The 18,293-nt window shown below is 58.8% G+C and carries 14 protein-coding genes and 1 pseudogene; 10 read left to right on the forward strand and 5 right to left on the reverse strand.

What is annotated here, in order from left to right:
* The first annotated feature begins 71 nt into the window (after positions 1-71).
* Complete coding sequence (locus ABLV52_RS02465; protein ID WP_032454647.1) at positions 72-743, forward strand: hypothetical protein; 672 nt, start codon at positions 72-74, stop codon at positions 741-743.
* Between the two features lie 30 nt (positions 744-773).
* Here the strand turns inward: ABLV52_RS02465 and msrA are convergent, their stop codons facing one another.
* Positions 774-1,409 carry a peptide-methionine (S)-S-oxide reductase MsrA gene (gene msrA / locus ABLV52_RS02470; protein WP_025712326.1) on the reverse strand — a complete coding sequence of 212 codons (636 nt, stop codon included), beginning with the start codon at positions 1,407-1,409 and terminating at the stop codon, positions 774-776.
* Between the two features lie 209 nt (positions 1,410-1,618).
* Between msrA and tamA the strand changes: the two genes are divergently transcribed.
* From tamA to ABLV52_RS02485, 3 genes are read left to right on the forward strand one after another with little or no spacing between them, the layout of a single operon-like run.
* A complete protein-coding gene (gene tamA, locus ABLV52_RS02475) occupies positions 1,619-3,352 on the forward strand; it encodes an autotransporter assembly complex protein TamA (RefSeq protein WP_023291743.1) in 1,734 nt (577 codons plus the stop codon).
* On the forward strand, positions 3,349-7,125 hold the full coding sequence (gene tamB, locus ABLV52_RS02480) for an autotransporter assembly complex protein TamB (RefSeq protein WP_048296487.1): 3,777 nt from the start codon (positions 3,349-3,351) through the stop codon (positions 7,123-7,125). The genes tamA and tamB overlap by 4 nt, the downstream gene beginning before the upstream one ends.
* A gap of 2 nt (positions 7,126-7,127) precedes the next feature.
* Entirely contained in the window at positions 7,128-7,472 is a 345-nt protein-coding gene (locus ABLV52_RS02485) for a gamma-glutamylcyclotransferase (RefSeq protein WP_002886724.1), read from the forward strand.
* 114 nt (positions 7,473-7,586) lie between these two features.
* Here ABLV52_RS02485 and ABLV52_RS02490 read toward each other — a convergent pair.
* Positions 7,587-7,790: pseudogene (locus ABLV52_RS02490) on the reverse strand (hypothetical protein); the annotation flags it as partial.
* 74 nt (positions 7,791-7,864) lie between these two features.
* Positions 7,865-8,395 carry an inorganic diphosphatase gene (ppa, locus tag ABLV52_RS02495; protein WP_002886766.1) on the reverse strand — a complete coding sequence of 177 codons (531 nt, stop codon included), beginning with the start codon at positions 8,393-8,395 and terminating at the stop codon, positions 7,865-7,867.
* Positions 8,396-8,798: 403 nt separating this feature from the next.
* Between ppa and ytfQ the strand changes: the two genes are divergently transcribed.
* From ytfQ to yjfF, 4 genes are all read left to right on the forward strand, one after another.
* Complete coding sequence (gene ytfQ / locus ABLV52_RS02500; protein ID WP_002886769.1) at positions 8,799-9,755, forward strand: galactofuranose ABC transporter, galactofuranose-binding protein YtfQ; 957 nt, start codon at positions 8,799-8,801, stop codon at positions 9,753-9,755.
* Between the two features lie 123 nt (positions 9,756-9,878).
* Positions 9,879-11,381: a galactofuranose ABC transporter, ATP-binding protein YtfR gene (ytfR, locus tag ABLV52_RS02505; protein WP_348889955.1), complete on the forward strand. Its 1,503-nt coding sequence runs from the start codon at positions 9,879-9,881 to the stop codon at positions 11,379-11,381.
* A 10-nt stretch (positions 11,382-11,391) separates the two neighbouring features.
* Positions 11,392-12,417 carry a galactofuranose ABC transporter, ATP-binding protein YtfT gene (gene ytfT / locus ABLV52_RS02510; protein WP_023291747.1) on the forward strand — a complete coding sequence of 342 codons (1,026 nt, stop codon included), beginning with the start codon at positions 11,392-11,394 and terminating at the stop codon, positions 12,415-12,417.
* Complete coding sequence (yjfF, locus tag ABLV52_RS02515; RefSeq protein WP_002886825.1) at positions 12,404-13,402, forward strand: galactofuranose ABC transporter, permease protein YjfF; 999 nt, start codon at positions 12,404-12,406, stop codon at positions 13,400-13,402. The genes ytfT and yjfF overlap by 14 nt, the downstream gene beginning before the upstream one ends.
* A gap of 44 nt (positions 13,403-13,446) precedes the next feature.
* On the opposite strand, the gene fbp is transcribed toward yjfF, so the two are convergent.
* Positions 13,447-14,445 carry a class 1 fructose-bisphosphatase gene (fbp, locus tag ABLV52_RS02520; RefSeq protein WP_004206493.1) on the reverse strand — a complete coding sequence of 333 codons (999 nt, stop codon included), beginning with the start codon at positions 14,443-14,445 and terminating at the stop codon, positions 13,447-13,449.
* A 175-nt stretch (positions 14,446-14,620) separates the two neighbouring features.
* On the opposite strand from fbp, the gene mpl reads away from it, so the two are divergent.
* Positions 14,621-15,994, forward strand: coding sequence for a UDP-N-acetylmuramate:L-alanyl-gamma-D-glutamyl-meso-diaminopimelate ligase (mpl, locus tag ABLV52_RS02525; RefSeq protein WP_048296492.1), 1,374 nt, complete (start codon positions 14,621-14,623; stop codon positions 15,992-15,994).
* Positions 15,995-16,060: 66 nt separating this feature from the next.
* The gene (locus ABLV52_RS02530) at positions 16,061-16,588 is read left to right on the forward strand and encodes a GNAT family N-acetyltransferase (RefSeq protein WP_048336505.1); all 528 of its coding nucleotides are present in this window, start codon (positions 16,061-16,063) and stop codon (positions 16,586-16,588) included.
* A gap of 42 nt (positions 16,589-16,630) precedes the next feature.
* Here the strand turns inward: ABLV52_RS02530 and ABLV52_RS02535 are convergent, their stop codons facing one another.
* Positions 16,631-17,839: an aldose 1-epimerase family protein gene (locus ABLV52_RS02535; RefSeq protein WP_023291750.1), complete on the reverse strand. Its 1,209-nt coding sequence runs from the start codon at positions 17,837-17,839 to the stop codon at positions 16,631-16,633.
* Positions 17,840-18,293: the final 454 nt, after the last annotated feature.

Here is an 18,293-nt window from a genome sequence, read left to right on the forward strand (position 1 = left end):
TGATCGGCTCGGCGATCGCCGCCGGGGTGATGCTCAAGTACGTGCTGGCGATGTAACAGAGGAATAAGACAATGGAAGATACCGTATTACTGGATAACCAAAGAATACAGACCTCCGAACAGAGCAATATTATTCTCAGGTCGATACGGGCGATTGATTTAGTGAATCATCTGACACCGGAGCTAGGCATCATTGAGATCCTCAGCGAACAGTTCAATGTGCAGAAAATACTAGTGACTTGTCTTTATGCCGGACAGCAGCTTGCCATGGAACGGCGGATAGTATTGCCGCTATTACCCGAGTCGCTCTATTTGTTGGGTGGGGTAGTGATGGCCGCCGGAAAGTCAGTGGGAAAAAGAGAGACTCTCACTCACAACCGCCTGTGCGATGAGGCGGGAAAACTGCTTAACGACGATGCGGCCAGGGAGAGCTTTGATGTGATAAGAAGCATTGCTCTGCCGGTTTACCGCCGGCTGGTCAAAGAGCGGCGTACCCACGTCGCCTCTTTATTGCAGGCTATGCTGCATATTCTTGCCTGGCGTAGTGAAAGCGCATGGGCGCGGGACCAGGCGCAAAGAATGCTCTGGGCTGGTGGAGTGTTTGGACGGGGAGGAGTAGATTCGCTGATCGCCTTTGACCACACGTTGGCAGAAAAAGAGATAACATTCCCGTCTCTGCGCGAGTTGTTAACCGTGACGGCATTTCTGGCCCACTTCCCTGCGGGCCCGATCTTTGCTGATTAACAAACGCTGCCCGGTATGGCTATCGGGTGGTTACTGAGGCGGCAGGCAGACGCCAATGCCGCCGATGCCGCAATAGCCGTGCGGGTTCTTATACAGATACTGCTGGTGATCGTCCTCGGCATAGTAGAACGGTTTGGCGGTGGCGATCTCGGTGGTGATGTGCCGGGTATCGTGCGCGTCGTTCATCGCCGCCTGGAAGCGCGCGAGGCTGGCCTTTGCCGCTTCCGTCTGTTCCGGCGTCAACGGGTAAATCGCCGAACGGTACTGGGTGCCGTGGTCGTTACCCTGTCTCATTCCCTGCGCCGGGTCGTGATTTTCCCAGAACACCTGCAATAACTGCTCATAGCTGATGACCTGCGGATCGTAGACCACGCGCACCGCTTCCGCGTGACCGGTCTGGCCGCTGCACACTTCGCGATAGGTCGGATTGGGCGTATAGCCGCCAGTGTAGCCGGCGGCGGTGCTGTAAACCCCCGGCAATTGCCAGAACAGACGTTCAACTCCCCAGAAGCAGCCCATGGCGAACAGCGCGACTTCCATCCCCGCCGGGACGTTGGTCATCGAGTGGCCGTTAACTGCGTGGAGCGTCGCCACAGGCATCGGGGTATTGCGTCCAGGCAGCGCATCCGCCTGGGCGACAAGATGCGTTTTATCAAATAGACTCACGGTGGGCCTCTCAATACAGAAATCGTCGTTAAGGTTGTAACGAAGCGTGTCTTTTAACACAATAAATACGCGTAATACGTCTAGATTAATACATAAGAATTATTTGGGTTATTGCCACTTTTTCAACCCTACGTTGTTAGGGTTTTGTTAAGCCGTGGAGCGGCGCCAGTGTTTCCTGTAGGGGGAAACAGGGATATTCAGGAGAAAATGTGCTAAAAATCCGCCAGTTATGTGTCACCAGCCTTTTGCTGGTCAGCGGGATCGCCAGCGCAGCGAATGTGCGTTTGCAGGTTGAAGGATTATCCGGGGAGCTGGAGAAAAACGTTCGCGCCCAGCTTTCCACCATCCAGAGTGATGAGGTCACGCCGGATCGTCGCTTTCGCGCGCGCGTCGATGACGCCATTCGCGAAGGTCTGAAAGCGCTGGGGTATTACGAGCCGACGATTGAATTTGATCTTCGTCCGCCGCCGAAAAGGGGCCGTCAGGTGCTGATCGCCAAAGTGACCCCGGGTGAGCCGGTGCGCATTGGCGGCACCGAGGTGATTCTGCGCGGCGGCGCCCGCACCGACAGCGACTATCTGGCGCTGTTGAAAACCCGCCCGGCCATCGGGACGGTGCTCAACCACGGCGATTACGACGGTTTCAAGAGCTCCCTGACCCGCGTCGCCCTGCGCAAAGGCTACTTTGACAGCGAGTTCAATAAAAGCCAGCTGGGGGTCTCCCTCGACCGCCATCAGGCGTTCTGGGATATCGATTACGACAGCGGCGAACGCTATCGCTTTGGCCACGTCACCTTCTCCGGATCGCAAATCCGTGATGAATACCTGCAAAACCTCGTGCCGTTTAAAGAGGGCGACTACTACACCTCTCAGGACCTGGCCGAGCTAAACCGCCGCCTGGCGGCGACCGGGTGGTTCAGTTCGGTGGTGGTGGCGCCTGATTTTGCTAAATCACGGAAAACCAAGGTGCTGCCTCTGCAGGGCGTTGTCTCGCCACGCAAAGAGAACACCGTGGAAACCGGGGTAGGGTACTCCACAGACGTCGGTCCGCGGGTAAAAGCCACGTGGAAAAAACCGTGGATGAACTCCTATGGCCACAGCCTGACCTCCAGCGTCAGCCTCTCCGCACCGGAGCAGCAGTTCGACTTCACCTATAAAGTCCCGCTGCTCAAGAGCCCGCTCGAGCAGTACTATCTGATGCAGGGCGGCTTTAAGCGTACCGATCTCAATGACACCCAGGCTGACTCTACCACCCTTGGATTGTCGCGTTTCTGGGAGATGTCGAGCGGCTGGCAGCGGGCGATCAACCTGCGCTGGAGCCTGGACCACTTTACCCAGGCGAACGTCACCAACACCACCATGCTGATTTACCCCGGGGTCTCGGTGAACCGCACTCGCTCCCGCGGCGGCCTGATGCCCACCTGGGGCGATTCCCAGCGCTACTCGGTGGACTACTCCAACACCATGTGGGGCTCGGACATCAACTTCATCGTGATGCAGGCCCAGGACGTCTGGATCCGTACCCTTTATGACCGCCACCGCTTTGTGGTGCGCGGCAACCTGGGCTGGATCGAAGCGGACAACTTTGACAAGGTGCCGCCGGACCTGCGCTTTTTCGCCGGGGGCGATCGCAGTATTCGCGGCTATAAATACAAATCCATCTCGCCAAAGGACGATGACGGCAAGCTGATCGGGGCCTCGAAGCTGGCCACCGGCTCGCTGGAATATCAGTACAACGTCAGCGGCAAATGGTGGGGCGCCGTGTTTGTCGATAGCGGCGAAGCGGTCAGCGATATTCGCGAAAGTGATTTTAAAACCGGCGCCGGGGTGGGCGTGCGCTGGCAGTCGCCGGTGGGGCCGATCAAGCTGGATATCGCCCGGCCAATCGGCGACAAAGAAGAGCATGGTTTACAGTTTTACATCGGTCTGGGGCCTGAATTATGAGTTTATGGAAGAAGATAAGCCTCGGCGTCTTAATCGTGCTGGTCCTCCTGCTGGGCACCGTCGGGTTCCTGGTGGGCACCACCACCGGCTTGCATCTGGTGTTCAAAGCGGCGGATCGCTGGGTACCGGGGCTGGAAATCGGCAAAGTGACCGGCGGCTGGCGTGATTTAACCCTCGATAATGTCCGCTATGAGCAGCCCGGCGTGGCGGTCACCGCCGGCCAGTTTCATCTTAGCGTCAGGTTGCGCTGCCTGTGGGACAGCAGTCTGTGCGTAAACGACATCTCGCTGCGCGATATTTACGTCGCCGTCGATACGAAGAAGATGCCGCCCTCTGCGCCGGTCGAGGAAGAGGACAGCGGGCCGCTGAATCTCTCCACCCCTTATCCGATCGCCCTCAGCCGCGTCGCGCTGCATAACGTCAACGTCAAAATCGACGATACCGCGGTCTCTGTGCGCGATTTTTCCACCGGCCTGAACTGGCAGGAGAAAAACCTGACCCTGACGCCGACCTCGCTGCAGGGGCTGCTGATCGCCCTGCCGAAGGTGGCGAAAGTAGCGCAGGAGCAGGTGGTTGAACCGAAAATCGACAACCCGCAGCCGCAGGAAAAACCGCTCGGCGAGACGATGACCGACCTCTTCTCGCAGCCGGTGCTGCCGGCGATGACCGACGTCCATCTGCCGCTGAACCTCAATATTGAGGCGTTCCGCGGCGAGCAGCTGCGCCTCACCGGCGATACCGATATCACCGTGTATAACCTGCTGCTGAAAGTCAGCAGTATCGACGGGCAGATGAAGCTCGACGCCCTCGACATCGACTCCGATCAGGGCAAAGTCACCGCCTCGGGCAGCGCCCAGCTGCAGGATAACTGGCCGGTAGACATCACCCTCGCCGGAACGCTGAACGTCGACCCGATGAAAGGGGAGAAAGTGCAGCTGAAGGTGGGCGGCGAGATACGTAAAACGCTTAAGGTCGGGGTGGACTTAAGCGGGCCGGTAGCGGCCACGCTGCGGGCGGACGCGCAGCTGGCGGAGGCCGGGCTGCCGCTCAATATGGAGCTGAAGAGCAAGCAGCTCGCCTGGCCGTTCAGCGGCGAGAAGCAGTTCCAGGCCGACGACGTCCAGCTGAAGTTCAGCGGCAAAATGACCGACTACGCGCTGGCCTTCTCCACCGCGGTGAAAGGCCAGTCGCTGCCGCCGGCGAAAATCGCCCTCAACGCCAAAGGCAATGAGCGGCAGATCAATCTCGACAAGCTGACGGTCAATGCCCTGGAAGGGAAAACCGAGCTGAAGGCGCTCCTCGACTGGCAGCAGGCGATCAGCTGGCGCGGCGAGCTGACCCTCGATGGCATCAACACCGCCAAAGAGGTGCCGGACTGGCCGTCGAAGCTCAACGGCAGGATCAAGACCCAGGGCAGCCTGTACGGCGGCAGCTGGCAGATGTCGGTGCCGGAGCTGAAAATTACCGGCAACGTGAAACAGAACAAGGTGGATGTCTCCGGCTCGCTGCAGGGCAACAGCTATCTGCAGTGGAAGATCCCGGGGCTGCATCTGGCGTTAGGCCCGAACAGCGCCGATATCAAAGGCGAGCTGGGGGTGAAGGATCTGAATCTCGACGCCACCATCGATGCGCCGCACCTGGATAATGCGCTGCCGGGGCTCGGCGGGACGGCGAAGGGGCTGGTGAAAGTGCGAGGCACTGTCGATGCGCCGCAGCTGCTGGCGGACATCACCGCCCGTGCGCTGCGCTGGCAGGAGCTGAGCATCGCCCAGGTTAACGTCAAAGGGGATGTGAAATCCACCGATCAGATTGGCGGCAACCTGGACGTGCGGGTGGATCGCATCAGCCAGCCGGGGGTGAATATCAGCCTGGTGCAGCTCAATGCCAAAGGCACTGAGAAGCAGCATGAGCTGCGGCTGCGGGTGCAGGGCGATCCGGTTTCCGGCCAGCTGGCGCTGGCGGGCAGCTTCGATCGTCAGGCCGAGCGCTGGAGAGGCGCGCTAAGCGATACCCGCTTCCAGACGCCGGTAGGGCCGGTAGCGCTGACGCGCAGTATTGCGCTGGACTACCGTAACCAGGAGCAGAAAATCAGCATCGGGCCACACTGCTGGACCAACCCGAACGCCGAACTCTGCGTGCCTGAGACCATTGACGCGGGCGCCAGCGGGCGGGCGCGGGTGAATCTCAACCGCTTCGACCTGGCGATGCTTAAGCCGTTTATGCCGGAGGCGACCCAGGCCAGCGGCGTGTTTACCGGTAATGCCGATGTCAGCTGGGACACCACCAAAGAGGGGCTGCCGCAGGGCAAAGTAACCCTCAGCGGGCGCAACGTCAAAGTGACCCAGGTGGTCAATGACGCCCCGCTGCCGGTGGCGTTCGATACGCTGAACCTCAGCGCCGACCTGCATAACAATCGCGCGGAGCTGGGCTGGCTTATCCGCCTGACCAACAATGGCCAACTGGATGGGCAAGTGCAGGTCACCGACCCGCAGGGGCGGCGTAACCTCGGTGGCAACGTCAATATCAGCAACTTCTCGCTGGCGATGATCAACCCGATTTTCGCCCGCGGTGAAAAGGCGGAGGGACGGCTCAACGCCCGTCTGCGCCTGGGCGGCAACGTGAAAAGTCCGCAGCTGTTCGGCCAGATGCAGCTAAGCGGGGTGGATATCGACGGCAACTTTATGCCGTTTGATATGCAGCCGAGCCAGCTGGCGATGAACTTCAACGGCACGCGCTCGACCCTGCAGGGGACGGTGAACACCCGTCAGGGGCAAATCGCCCTTAGCGGGAACGCCGACTGGACGCAGATCGATAACTGGCGGGCGCAAATTGCGGCGAAGGGCAGCCGGGTGCGGATCACCGTGCCGCCGATGGTCCGTCTCGATGTATCGCCGGACGTGGTGTTTACCGCCACGCCAAGCCTGTTCAACCTCGATGGCAAGGTGGATGTGCCCTGGGCGCGGATCGTGGTCAACGAGGTGCCGGAGAGCGCGGTCGGCGTGTCGTCGGACGAAGTGATGCTCGACAAAAACCTCAAGCCGATTAAGCAGCAGAGCGCCGGGATCCCGATCAACAGCAACCTGACGATCCACGTCGGCAACAACGTTCGTCTGGAAGCCTTCGGTCTGAAAGCGCGTCTGACCGGCGATCTGAAAGTGGCGCAGGACAAGCAGGGGCTGGGACTCAACGGGCAGATCAATATTCCGGACGGCCGCTTCCACGCCTATGGCCAGGATTTGATTGTGCGCAAAGGGGAGCTGCTGTTCTCCGGTCCGCCGGATCAGCCGTTGCTGAATATCGAAGCGATTCGTAACCCGGATGCCACCGAAGACGACGTGATCGCCGGCGTTCGCGTCACCGGCTCCGCCGATCAGCCGAAAGCGGAGATCTTCTCCGACCCGGTTATGTCCCAGCAGGAAGCGCTGTCTTATCTGCTGCGCGGCCAGGGTTTGAGCAGCGGACAGAGCGATAGCGCCGCGATGACCTCAATGCTTATTGGTATGGGGGTTGCACAAAGTGGTCAGGTTGTGGGTAAAATCGGCGAGACGTTTGGCGTAAGCAATTTGGCGTTGGACACCGAAGGGGTAGGCGACTCTTCCCAGGTGGTGGTCAGCGGCTATGTACTGCCGGGTCTGCAGGTAAAATACGGGGTCGGTATCTTCGATTCCCTGGCGACGCTGACTTTACGTTATCGCCTGATGCCTAAGCTATATGTGGAAGCGGTGTCTGGCATCGACCAGGCGCTCGATTTGCTCTATCAGTTTGAGTTTTAGCAATGCGAATATTTGTTTACGGCAGTTTACGACGCAAACAAGGCAACAGCCACTGGATGACCAACGCCCAGTGGCTGGGCGCTCATAGTGTCGACGATTATCAGCTGTACAGCCTGGGCCACTATCCAGGCGCGGTGCCCGGCGAAGGCACAGTACATGGTGAAGTTTATCGTATTGATGCATCGACGCTGGCCGAACTGGATGCGCTCCGCACCAAGGGGGGCGAGTATGCGCGCCACCTGATTCAGACGCCTTACGGCAGCGCATGGATGTATGTCTATCAACGTTCCGTTGAGGGTTGTACGTTGATAGCGAACGGCAACTGGTTGGATCGCGACCAGTATTAACCACGACAGCGCCACCTTCGGGTGGCGTTGTTTTTTCTGCGCCCGCCTCTTACCAGAGCGGCAGATAATCTCTCGCCAGCCACATCGTGGAAGCCAGCGTCGTCAGCGCGTGGAATAACTGCCGTTGTCCAGGCGGCGGGCGCCGAGATACAGAGGCTGATGGGTCTTCAGGCAGTCAAAAAGCGAGGGGTCGTTAAAATAGCGTTTATCGGTATAAAAGACATGGTCGCCGGCGATAAGGCGCAGATACCCCTGTTTTTCAGAGGCGGCGGTTGTGAAGCCAGAAAAGTTAAGCGTGAAATAGCGAACGCTTTTCACGGGACACCCTCCATGGTGTTATCGCGGCTATCCGTGCCGCAATCAGGCAGGGTATGACCCTGCCTGAGACAGAATTACTTCTGCTTAGCGCGCTCGAAAGAGGCAACGATTTCAGCTTTCGCCGCTTCTGCGTTGTCCCAACCGTCGACTTTAACCCACTTGCCTTTTTCCAGATCTTTGTAGTGCTCAAAGAAGTGAGTGATCTGGGCTTTCAGCAGTTCCGGCAGGTCGTTCACATCGTTGATGTGATCGTATTCTTTGCTCAGCTTGGTGTGCGGTACCGCAACCAGTTTCGCATCTTCACCGGATTCGTCGGTCATCTTCAGAACGCCAACCGGACGGCAGCGGATCACGGAGCCCGGCTGCAGCGGGTACGGGGTCGGGACCAGCACGTCAACCGGGTCGCCGTCCAGGGACAGGGTGTGGTTGATGTAGCCGTAGTTGCACGGATAGAACATCGCTGTGGACATGAAACGGTCAACGAACAGTGCACCGCTCTCTTTGTCGACTTCGTATTTGATGGGATCTGCGTTCGCCGGGATCTCGATCACGACGTAGATGTCTTCCGGCAGATCTTTGCCCGCAGGTACGTTGAGTAAGCTCATGTCTGTTTCCTTTAAAATGTATGGCAAACAAGTGCTCGGTATTATAGCCAACTCACATCGAATGTCTTCGCTTCTTTTTCCCGATCTCGCCGTGGAGTGCTCTGAATTTTGCGCGCAATAATGGCATGAAAATCCATAAACATAGCCACATCATGAATAAATTTATGTAACCGTTTTCATTGCATGTGATTGATTTATCAAACCGCTTAAAAAAACGTCATAAACCGCAACAGCCGCGCTCCCTGCGAAGCCTTATCGGCTCTCCGCTGGGCAATGGGGCCGCCATTAACATCTCATTTACTTTTTTGAAGTGTGATGTAACGCATTCAGTTACATCACCGATTGTCTATAGTTTGTCCGCAGGTGAGATTTTAACCAACAATAACCCTACGAGGATACCCTTATGTGGAAGCGCTTACTTCTTGTCACAGCAGTTTCCGCAGCTATGTCGTCTATGGCGATAGCTGCCCCGCTAACCGTAGGTTTTTCGCAGGTCGGTTCTGAATCCGGCTGGCGTGCGGCAGAAACCAGCGTCGCGAAAGAGGAAGCCGCCAAGCGCGGTATCACGCTGAAGATCGCCGATGGTCAGCAAAAACAGGAAAACCAGATCAAAGCGGTGCGCTCCTTTATCGCCCAGGGGGTAGACGCGATCTTCATTGCGCCGGTGGTGGCTACCGGCTGGGAGCCGGTGCTGAAAGAGGCGAAAGAGGCCAAAATCCCGGTCTTCCTCCTCGACCGTTCCATTGATGTGAAAGATAAAGATCTCTACATGACCACCGTGACCGCCAACAACGTGCTGGAAGGTCAGCTGATTGGCGACTGGCTGGTGAAAACCGTCGACGGTAAGCCGTGTAACGTCGTGGAACTGCAGGGCACCGTCGGGGCCAGCGTGGCCATCGACCGTAAGAAAGGCTTCGCTGACGCCATCGCCAAAGCGTCGAATATCAAAATCATCCGCTCTCAGTCCGGCGACTTCACCCGCAGCAAAGGGAAAGAGGTTATGGAGAGCTTTATCAAGGCTGAGAATAACGGCAAAAACATCTGCATGGTATTCGCTCATAACGACGATATGGCCATCGGCGCCATCCAGGCCATTAAAGAAGCTGGCCTGAAGCCGGGCAAAGATATTCTGACCGGCTCCATCGACGGCGTGCCGGATATCTATAAAGCGATGATCGCCGGCGAAGCCAACGCCAGCGTCGAGCTGACGCCAAATATGGCCGGCCCGGCGTTTGATGCGCTGGAGAAATACAAAAAAGACGGCACCCTGCCGGAGAAGCTGACCATTACCAAATCGACGCTGTATCTGCCGGATACGGCGAAAGAAGAGTTAGAGAAGAAGAAAAATATGGGCTACTGAGTGGATAGCCCCTCATCCCGCCCCTCTCCTCAGCCGGAGAGGGTAACAGGCAGCGTTCCAGCAACCCCGGCAAGCACAGCGCGAGCCGGGGCAACCTGACATCATTTGAAGGTGATATCGATTATGAGCGCCGAGGCACACCAGGAGATCCTTCGCACCGAAGGACTCAGTAAATTCTTCCCCGGCGTTAAGGCGCTGGATAACGTCAACTTTAGCCTGCGGCGCGGCGAAATCATGGCCCTGTTGGGCGAAAACGGCGCCGGGAAATCGACGCTGATCAAAGCGCTTACCGGCGTTTACCATGCCGATCGCGGCACTATCTGGCTGGAAGGCCAGACCATTTCCCCGAAAAATACCGCCCATGCCCAGCAGCTGGGGATCGGCACTGTCTACCAGGAAGTGAACCTGCTGCCCAATATGTCGGTGGCGGATAACCTGTTCATCGGCCGTGAGCCGCGGCGGTTTGGCCTGCTGCGGCGGAAAGAGATGCAGGCCAGGGCGACGGCGCTGATGGCCTCCTACGGCTTTTCCCTCGATGTGCGCGAGCCGCTGAACCGCTTTTCAGTGGCGATGCAGCAGATCGTCGCTATCTGCCGGGCCATCGACCTGTCGGCCAAGGTGCTGATCCTCGACGAGCCCACCGCCAGCCTCGATACCCAGGAGGTGGAGATGCTGTTTACCCTGATGCGCCAGCTCAGGGATAACGGCGTCAGCCTGATCTTCGTCACCCATTTTCTCGACCAGGTCTATGCGGTCAGCGACCGCATTACCGTGCTGCGCAACGGCAGCTTCGTCGGCTGCCGCGAGACCCGCGAACTGCCGCAGATTGAGCTGGTGAAAATGATGCTGGGCCGCGAACTGGACCACAACGCCCTGCAGCGGGCGGGCCGAACCCTGCTGAGCGATAAGCCGGTGGCGGCATTTGAAGGCTACGGTAAAAAAGGCACCATCGCCCCGTTCGACCTGCAGGTGCGTCCGGGCGAAATCGTTGGCCTCGCCGGCCTGTTGGGTTCCGGCCGCACGGAAACCGCCGAGGTGATCTTCGGTATTAAAACGGCGGACAGCGGGAAGGCGTGGATCAAAGGCAAACCGCAAACCCTGCGTTCTCCGCATCAGGCCTCCTGCCTCGGGATCGGCTTCTGTCCGGAGGATCGCAAAACCGACGGCATTATCGCCGCCGCCTCGGTGCGGGAAAATATCGTCCTCGCTCTGCAGGCGCAGCGCGGCTGGCTGCGGCCAATACCCCGGCGCGAACAGAACGAGATCGCCGAGCGCTTTATTCGCCAGCTGGGGATCCGCACCCCCAGCGCGGAGCAGCCGATCGAGTTTCTCTCCGGCGGCAACCAGCAGAAGGTGCTGCTTTCCCGCTGGCTGTTGACCAAACCGCAGTTCCTGATCCTCGATGAGCCGACCCGCGGCATCGACGTCGGCGCCCATGCGGAAATCATTCGCCTGATTGAAACCCTCTGCGCCGATGGCCTGGCGCTGCTGGTCATCTCCTCTGAACTGGAGGAGCTGGTGGGTTACGCCGATCGGGTCATTATCATGCGCGATCGCCGGCAGGTGGCCGAGATCCCGCTCGCCGAGCTCTCTGTACCGGCGATCATGAACGCAATTGCGGCATAAGGAGTAACCCATGATGCCTCGATCTCTTTCGCAAACCGGCCCGGAGAAGCGACGCTTCACCTGGCCGAAGGGCACTCCGCAGATCATTGCCCTGCTGCTGGTTCTGCTGGTCGACAGCCTGGTGGCGCCCCATTTTTATCAGGTGGTGCTCCAGGATGGCCGCCTGTTTGGCAGCCCAATCGATATTCTCAACCGCGCCGCCCCGGTGGCGCTGCTGGCCATCGGCATGACGCTGGTGATCGCCACCGGCGGTATCGACCTGTCGGTGGGGGCGGTGATGGCGATAGCCGGCGCGACGGCCGCCTCGATGACCGTCGCCGGTCACAGCCTGCCGGTGGTGCTGCTGGCCTCGCTGGCGGCGGGCGCGCTGGCCGGGCTGTGGAACGGCATTCTCGTGGCGGTCCTTAAGATCCAGCCCTTTGTGGCGACGCTGATCCTGATGGTGGCCGGACGCGGGGTGGCGCAGTTGATCACCGCCGGGCAGATCGTCACCTTTGATTCCCCGGCGCTGGCGTGGCTCGGCAGCGGATCGTTCCTCCTGTTTCCGACGCCGGTGATCATCGCCGCCGCGACCCTGCTGCTGTTCTGGCTGTTTACCCGCAAAACGGCGCTGGGCATGTTTATCGAAGCGGTAGGGATCAATATCCGCGCGGCGAAAAACGCCGGCGTCAATACCCGCATCGTGGTGATGCTGGCCTATGTCCTGAGCGGCGTCTGCGCGGCGATCGCCGGGATCATCGTGGCGGCGGACATTCGCGGCGCGGATGCCAATAACGCCGGGCTATGGCTTGAGCTGGACGCCATTCTGGCGGTGGTCATCGGCGGCGCTTCGCTGATGGGCGGGCGCTTCAACCTGCTGCTGTCGGTGGTGGGGGCGCTGATTATCCAGGGAATGAACACCGGGATTTTGCTCTCCGGCTTCCCGCCGGAGCTCAACCAGGTGGTGAAAGCGGTGGTGGTGCTGTGCGTACTGATTGTCCAGTCGCCGCGCTTTATCGGTTTACTGAAAGGGGTACGCGGCCATGATAAAACGTAATTTACCGTTGATGATCACCCTCGCGGTGTTTGTGCTGGGCTATCTCTACTGCCTGACGCAATTCCCCGGCTTTGCCTCGACGCGGGTGATCTGCAATATCCTGACGGATAACGCCTTCCTCGGGATCATCGCCGTGGGCATGACCTTCGTGATCCTCTCCGGCGGGATCGATCTGTCTGTCGGGTCGGTGATCGCCTTTACCGGCGTCTTTCTCGCCAAAGCGATTGGCTTTTGGGGAATATCACCGCTGGTAGCGTTTCCGCTGGTGCTGGTGATGGGCTGCGCCTTCGGCGCGTTTATGGGGCTGCTGATTGACGCCCTGAAGATCCCGGCCTTTATCATCACCCTCGCCGGCATGTTCTTCCTGCGCGGCGTGAGCTATCTGGTGTCAGAGGAGTCGATTCCGATTAACCACCCGGTGTACGACACCCTGTCCGGGCTGGCATGGACCATTCCCGGCGGCGGACGCCTCAGCGCCATGGGGCTGCTGATGCTGCTGGTGGTGGTGGCCGGTATTTTTGTCGCCCACCGCACCCGCTTCGGCAACCAGGTGTATGCCATTGGCGGCAACGCGACGTCGGCGAATTTAATGGGGATTTCCACCCGTAGCGCCACGATCCGTATCTATATGCTCTCCACCGGGCTGGCGACGCTGGCCGGGATCGTCTTTTCCATTTATACCCAGGCGGGCTATGCGCTGGCGGGCGTCGGCGTGGAGCTGGACGCCATTGCCTCGGTGGTGATCGGCGGCACGCTGCTTAGCGGCGGCGTCGGCACTGTGCTGGGAACCCTGTTCGGGGTGGCGATCCAGGGGCTGATTCAGACCTACATCAACTTCGACGGCACCCTCAGCTCATGGTGGACCAAAATCGCCATCGGCATTTTGCTGTTTATCTTTATCGCGCTGCAGCGTGGGCTGACCGTGCTGTGGGAAAACCGGCAGAATGCGGCGGTCACGCGGGTGAGCGGGGCGGGGAGTCGCTAAGAGAGAGGCTCCTCCCGCAGGCGCGGGAGGAGCGGGCAGGGCGCTTAGGCGTCCGGGAACGACTTAATAAAGTTCTCGACGTCTTCCACCATGTGGTTGTTGCCGACGAAGAAGGAGCGGCGCTGGTGCAGGCTTTCCGGAACAATATCCAGAATACGCTCTTTACCATCGCTGGCCTTACCGCCCGCCTGTTCGGCGAGGAAGGCCATCGGGTTGCATTCATACAGCAGGCGCAGCTTGCCGTCCGGGTGGCTGGCGGTGCTTGGATAGAGGTAGATGCCGCCTTTCAGCAGGTTGCGGTGGAAGTCCGCCACCAGCGAGCCGATATAGCGTGAGGTATAAGGACGCTGAGTCGCTTTGTCCTCTTCCTGGCAGTACTTAATGTACTTCTTCACGCCCTGCGGGAATTTGATGTAGTTGCCTTCGTTAATGGAGTAGGTATTGCCCTTCTCCGGGAAGCGCATGCGCTCCTGGCACAGACAGAAGACGCCGAGGGACGGGTCGTAGGTGAAGGCGTGGACGCCGCAGCCGGTGGTATACACCAGCATCGTCGAAGAGCCATAGACCACATAGCCCGCTGCCACCTGTTTGTTGCCCGGTTGCAGGAAATCTTCTTCTGTCACCGGCGTGCCAACAGGCGTCACGCGGCGGTAGATAGAGAAGATCGTACCAACAGAGACGTTAACGTCGATGTTAGAGGAGCCATCCAGAGGGTCCATCAGCACCACGTATTTGGCGTGTTCACACCCTTCGAAGACGACAATCTCATCTTCTTCTTCAGAGGCGATCCCGGCAACAATATCGCGTGCTCGCAGTGCGGCTTTTAATTTTTCATTCGCGAACAGATCGAGTTTTTGCTGCACCTCGCCCTGAACGTTTTCAGCACCGCTGGCACCCAGGATATCGACCAGACCGGCCTTGTTGATATCGCGGTGGATGATCTTGGCGCCCAACTTTATTGCTGACAACAAAGCAGTCAGCTCACCGGTGGCGTGGGAGAACTCGTGCTGCTTTTCAACAATAAACTCACCTAACGTTTTCATAACTCGTTCCCTGCATTTTTATGTTGAGTAAAACGAACGCAACAATCTTAACAAAGAATCAAAAAAGTGCGCACTAGTGAATCGCGCCAGCAAAATACAGATTCGCCTGAAATGCATTTCGCCAGGGCCCGGGATATGGGTAAAATGTGCCCCGGATAAGAGAAGGAAATGACGAATGCGCATTCATATTTTAGGAATCTGTGGCACGTTTATGGGGGGCCTGGCCATGCTGGCGCGCTCCCTCGGTCATGAGGTAACGGGGTCGGATGCTAACGTCTATCCGCCGATGAGCACCCTGCTGGAAAACCAGGGGATTGATTTAATTCAGGGCTATGACCCCAGCCAGCTGGAGCCCCGGCCGGACCTGGTGATCATCGGTAACGCCATGACTCGCGGCAACCCGTGCGTTGAAGCGGTGCTGGAAAACAATATTCCCTATATGTCCGGCCCGCAGTGGCTGCACGACTTCGTGCTGCGCGATCGTTGGGTGCTGGCCGTCGCCGGGACCCACGGCAAAACCACCACCGCCGGCATGGCGACCTGGATCCTTGAAGCCTGCGGTTACCAGCCGGGCTTCGTGATCGGCGGCGTGCCGGGCAATTTTGACGTCTCTGCGCGCCTGGGCGACAGCCCGTTCTTCGTCATTGAAGCGGATGAATACGACTGCGCCTTCTTCGACAAGCGCTCCAAATTTGTTCACTACTGCCCGCGGACGCTGATCCTCAACAACCTTGAGTTCGACCACGCGGATATCTTTGACGACCTGAAGGCGATTCAGAAGCAGTTCCACCATCTGGTGCGCATCGTGCCGGGCAAAGGCAAAATTATCCTGCCGGAGAACGACATCAACCTGAAGCAGGTGATGGCGATGGGTTGCTGGAGCGAGCAGGAGCTGGTGGGCGAGCAGGGCCACTGGCAGGCGAAGAAGCTGAACGCTGACGCCTCGCAGTGGGAAGTGCTGTTCGACGGTGAAAAGGTCGGCGAGGTGAAGTGGGCGCTGGTCGGCGAGCATAATATGCATAACGGCCTGATGGCCATTGCCGCGGCGCGTCACGTCGGGGTACTGCCGGCGGATGCCGCGAACGCGCTGGGCAGCTTTATCAACGCCCGCCGTCGCCTGGAGCTGCGCGGCGAAGCCAATGGCGTCACCGTGTATGACGATTTCGCTCATCATCCGACGGCCATCCTCGCTACGCTGCAGGCGCTGCGCGGCAAAGTGGGCGGCACCGCGCGCATTCTCGCCGTGCTGGAGCCGCGCTCTAACACCATGAAAATGGGCGTCTGCAAGGACGATCTGGCGCCGTCTCTTGGCCGCGCCGATGAGGTGTTCCTCCTGCAGCCGCAGCATATCCCGTGGCAGGTGGCGGAAGTGGCGGAAGCCTGCGTCCAGCCGGCTCACTGGAGCGCCGACGTCGATACCCTGGCGGAGATGGTGGTCAAAACCGCCCATCCTGGCGACCATATCCTGGTGATGAGCAACGGCGGCTTCGGCGGCATTCATCAAAAGCTGCTGGATAAACTGGCGCAAAAAGCGGCCGCGACAGAGTAACGTCCCGCCTCCGGTCACTGCCCTCCGCGTGAGGGCAGTTTTGTTTTTACCAACAGGGATGGTGTGATGCTTACCCGCGAAAGCGTACTTTCTACCGACTCGCCCCATTTCGCCATGCTGGACGCGCTCTACGCGCGCGCCTTTCCTTGGCACGAGCAGCGCGAAAGCGAGGCCAAGCGTCAGGCGCTGAGCAACGCGCACTACGCGCTGGAGGCGTGGTTCGATGAGGAGGTATTTATCGGCCTCAGCGGCTGCTGGCAGTTTGCCGGCTACTGTTATGTCGAACATTTGGCGATCGACGATACGCTGCGCTCCCGCGGCTATGGTAAACAGCTGCTGGCGCAGATCCTGACGCGCGCGCCGCTGACCATTCTGGAAATCGATCCGCTGAGCAGCGAGATCGCCCATAAACGGCTGCGCTTTTATCAGTCGATGGGATTCCACGCTAACCCCTGGGCGCATCGTCATCCGACCTATCATCAGGGCATCGCGGATCATGAACTGCTGGTGCTGAGCTACCCGCAGCCGATCGATGAGCGACAGTATCAGCAGTTTGCCCGGGATCTCGGGCGCGAGGTGATGGGGCGGGCGTAGCCCGGCGCGGCGTACCGCTCCGGGCGTTCGGCTGGGGTATTTTTACTCTTTGGCGATCGGCGTGTCGTTCTCCGCCACTTTATTGTCGCCCTGAATCTGCGCGATTTTCTGCTCGACGGCGGCCACCTGGGCACTGTCATGCAGCAGGGTGTAGGTCAGATCAAACTGCGCGCTGGCGCCCGGCTGCAGCTGTTTTACGCGTTTTTGCTCGCGTTCAATGGTCACCGGATAGGCGTAGCTGGTCCCCGGCTCGATACCGGTGACATAGCCCTGTTTGACGGTGTCGGTGTTTTTCCACAGCGTCAGGACCGGCAGCTGGCGGGTGTCGAACTGAATGGAGGCTCCTTTATCGCCCGCTTTGTTGACCACGGCGGCCAGCGTCTGGTGATTTTCATCGGCCAGCGGCTGAATATTAAACACCATCTCGTCAAAGTCTTTGGTCGGCCCCTGATAGGTTTGCCAGGTTTTTAATCCGCTCTTAGCGTAATCATTGAACGGGCTGATGCTGGACATCGGGGCGAGGAAACGTGCGCCTTCTTCCAGAATCGGGGTGCCGAAGTTGCTGTGGTAGATGATCTGGTAATCATGCGGATAGTCGGCGTGATTGGTTAAGACATCGTGCAGGCTGAAGCTGTTGCTGCCCGGGATATAGCGCAACTCGGTCATGGTTTGCAGATCGGCTTTTTTGAAGGTGCTCTCTTTCACCAGCCCGCGGACGCGAATTTCATACGGCGCGCTGTCGGCCACCTCAACCTCCACCAGAGAGGCCGGCGTGTTGCCTGCCTTGCCGTGCAGGGTATAAATTTGCCCGTCCGCGGTCACCGGATGGCCGGTCCACTCATAGCCGCAGCGGACCATCATCTCGTTGAACCCTTCCAGCCAGCCGAGCCCGTTGCGACTCTCCAGGTTGATAAACGCCGGGTTAACAACCTCTTTGACCGGCGAATCCCAACCCATCCGGCTGCCGAAGCCTTCCACTCGCAGCAAGTTCATGCCGCGCGTCGGGCTGAGGGTGATGGTCAGGCCGTCTTTACTGCGTATGGTGAGGATTTTGCTGCCTTCCTGCTTGCCGCCGTGCAGGACTTTCTGCTCAATGCTGAACGCATGGTCTTTCACCTTCAGCTGATCGCTGCCGATCTGCCAGTTTCCTTTATCCATGCCCTCTTCAGCATTCGTCAGCACCCATGTTTTTGCCGCGGCGGAGCCAGAAACCAGCAGAGCGATAGCCGTCAGAACCAATGTCTTTTTCATTTTTATTCCCTTTTTGCTGAATCGATTGTGTCATTGACGTGTGAAATCTACCGGCATGGGGGTGATTAAAATGTGAAGCGCCTCACCTGGTGAGAAAGTGGCCGTTTTTAAGATGTTAAATGCGATAGTCGTCGGATTATTGTGCTAAACCATGCTTAATTATCACCACAAGATGTGATCTGCATTGCTTTAAGCTTTAACGATTCAGCTTTAGAGAAGGCAATAAACGACAGTCTCGTTGTGTGGACTTGGGGGCTCAGGGGAACCCCCTGCTGGCGCGATGCTTGCGTTGAAGAAGGGGGAGGTGTGCCGGATAAGGCCTGGCCGCCATCCGGCACAACAACGGGAATAGCGTTGGATACAGCCTGCCCGGCGGCGCTGCGCTTGCGCGGGCCTACGGAGTTGAGCAACTGTTTGATAACTCAGGTTCAGCAGCCTTCCGTAGGCCGGATAA

Source organism: Klebsiella sp. GB_Kp056 (assembly GCF_040064755.1).
GTDB classification, from domain to species: domain Bacteria; phylum Pseudomonadota; class Gammaproteobacteria; order Enterobacterales; family Enterobacteriaceae; genus Klebsiella; species Klebsiella quasipneumoniae.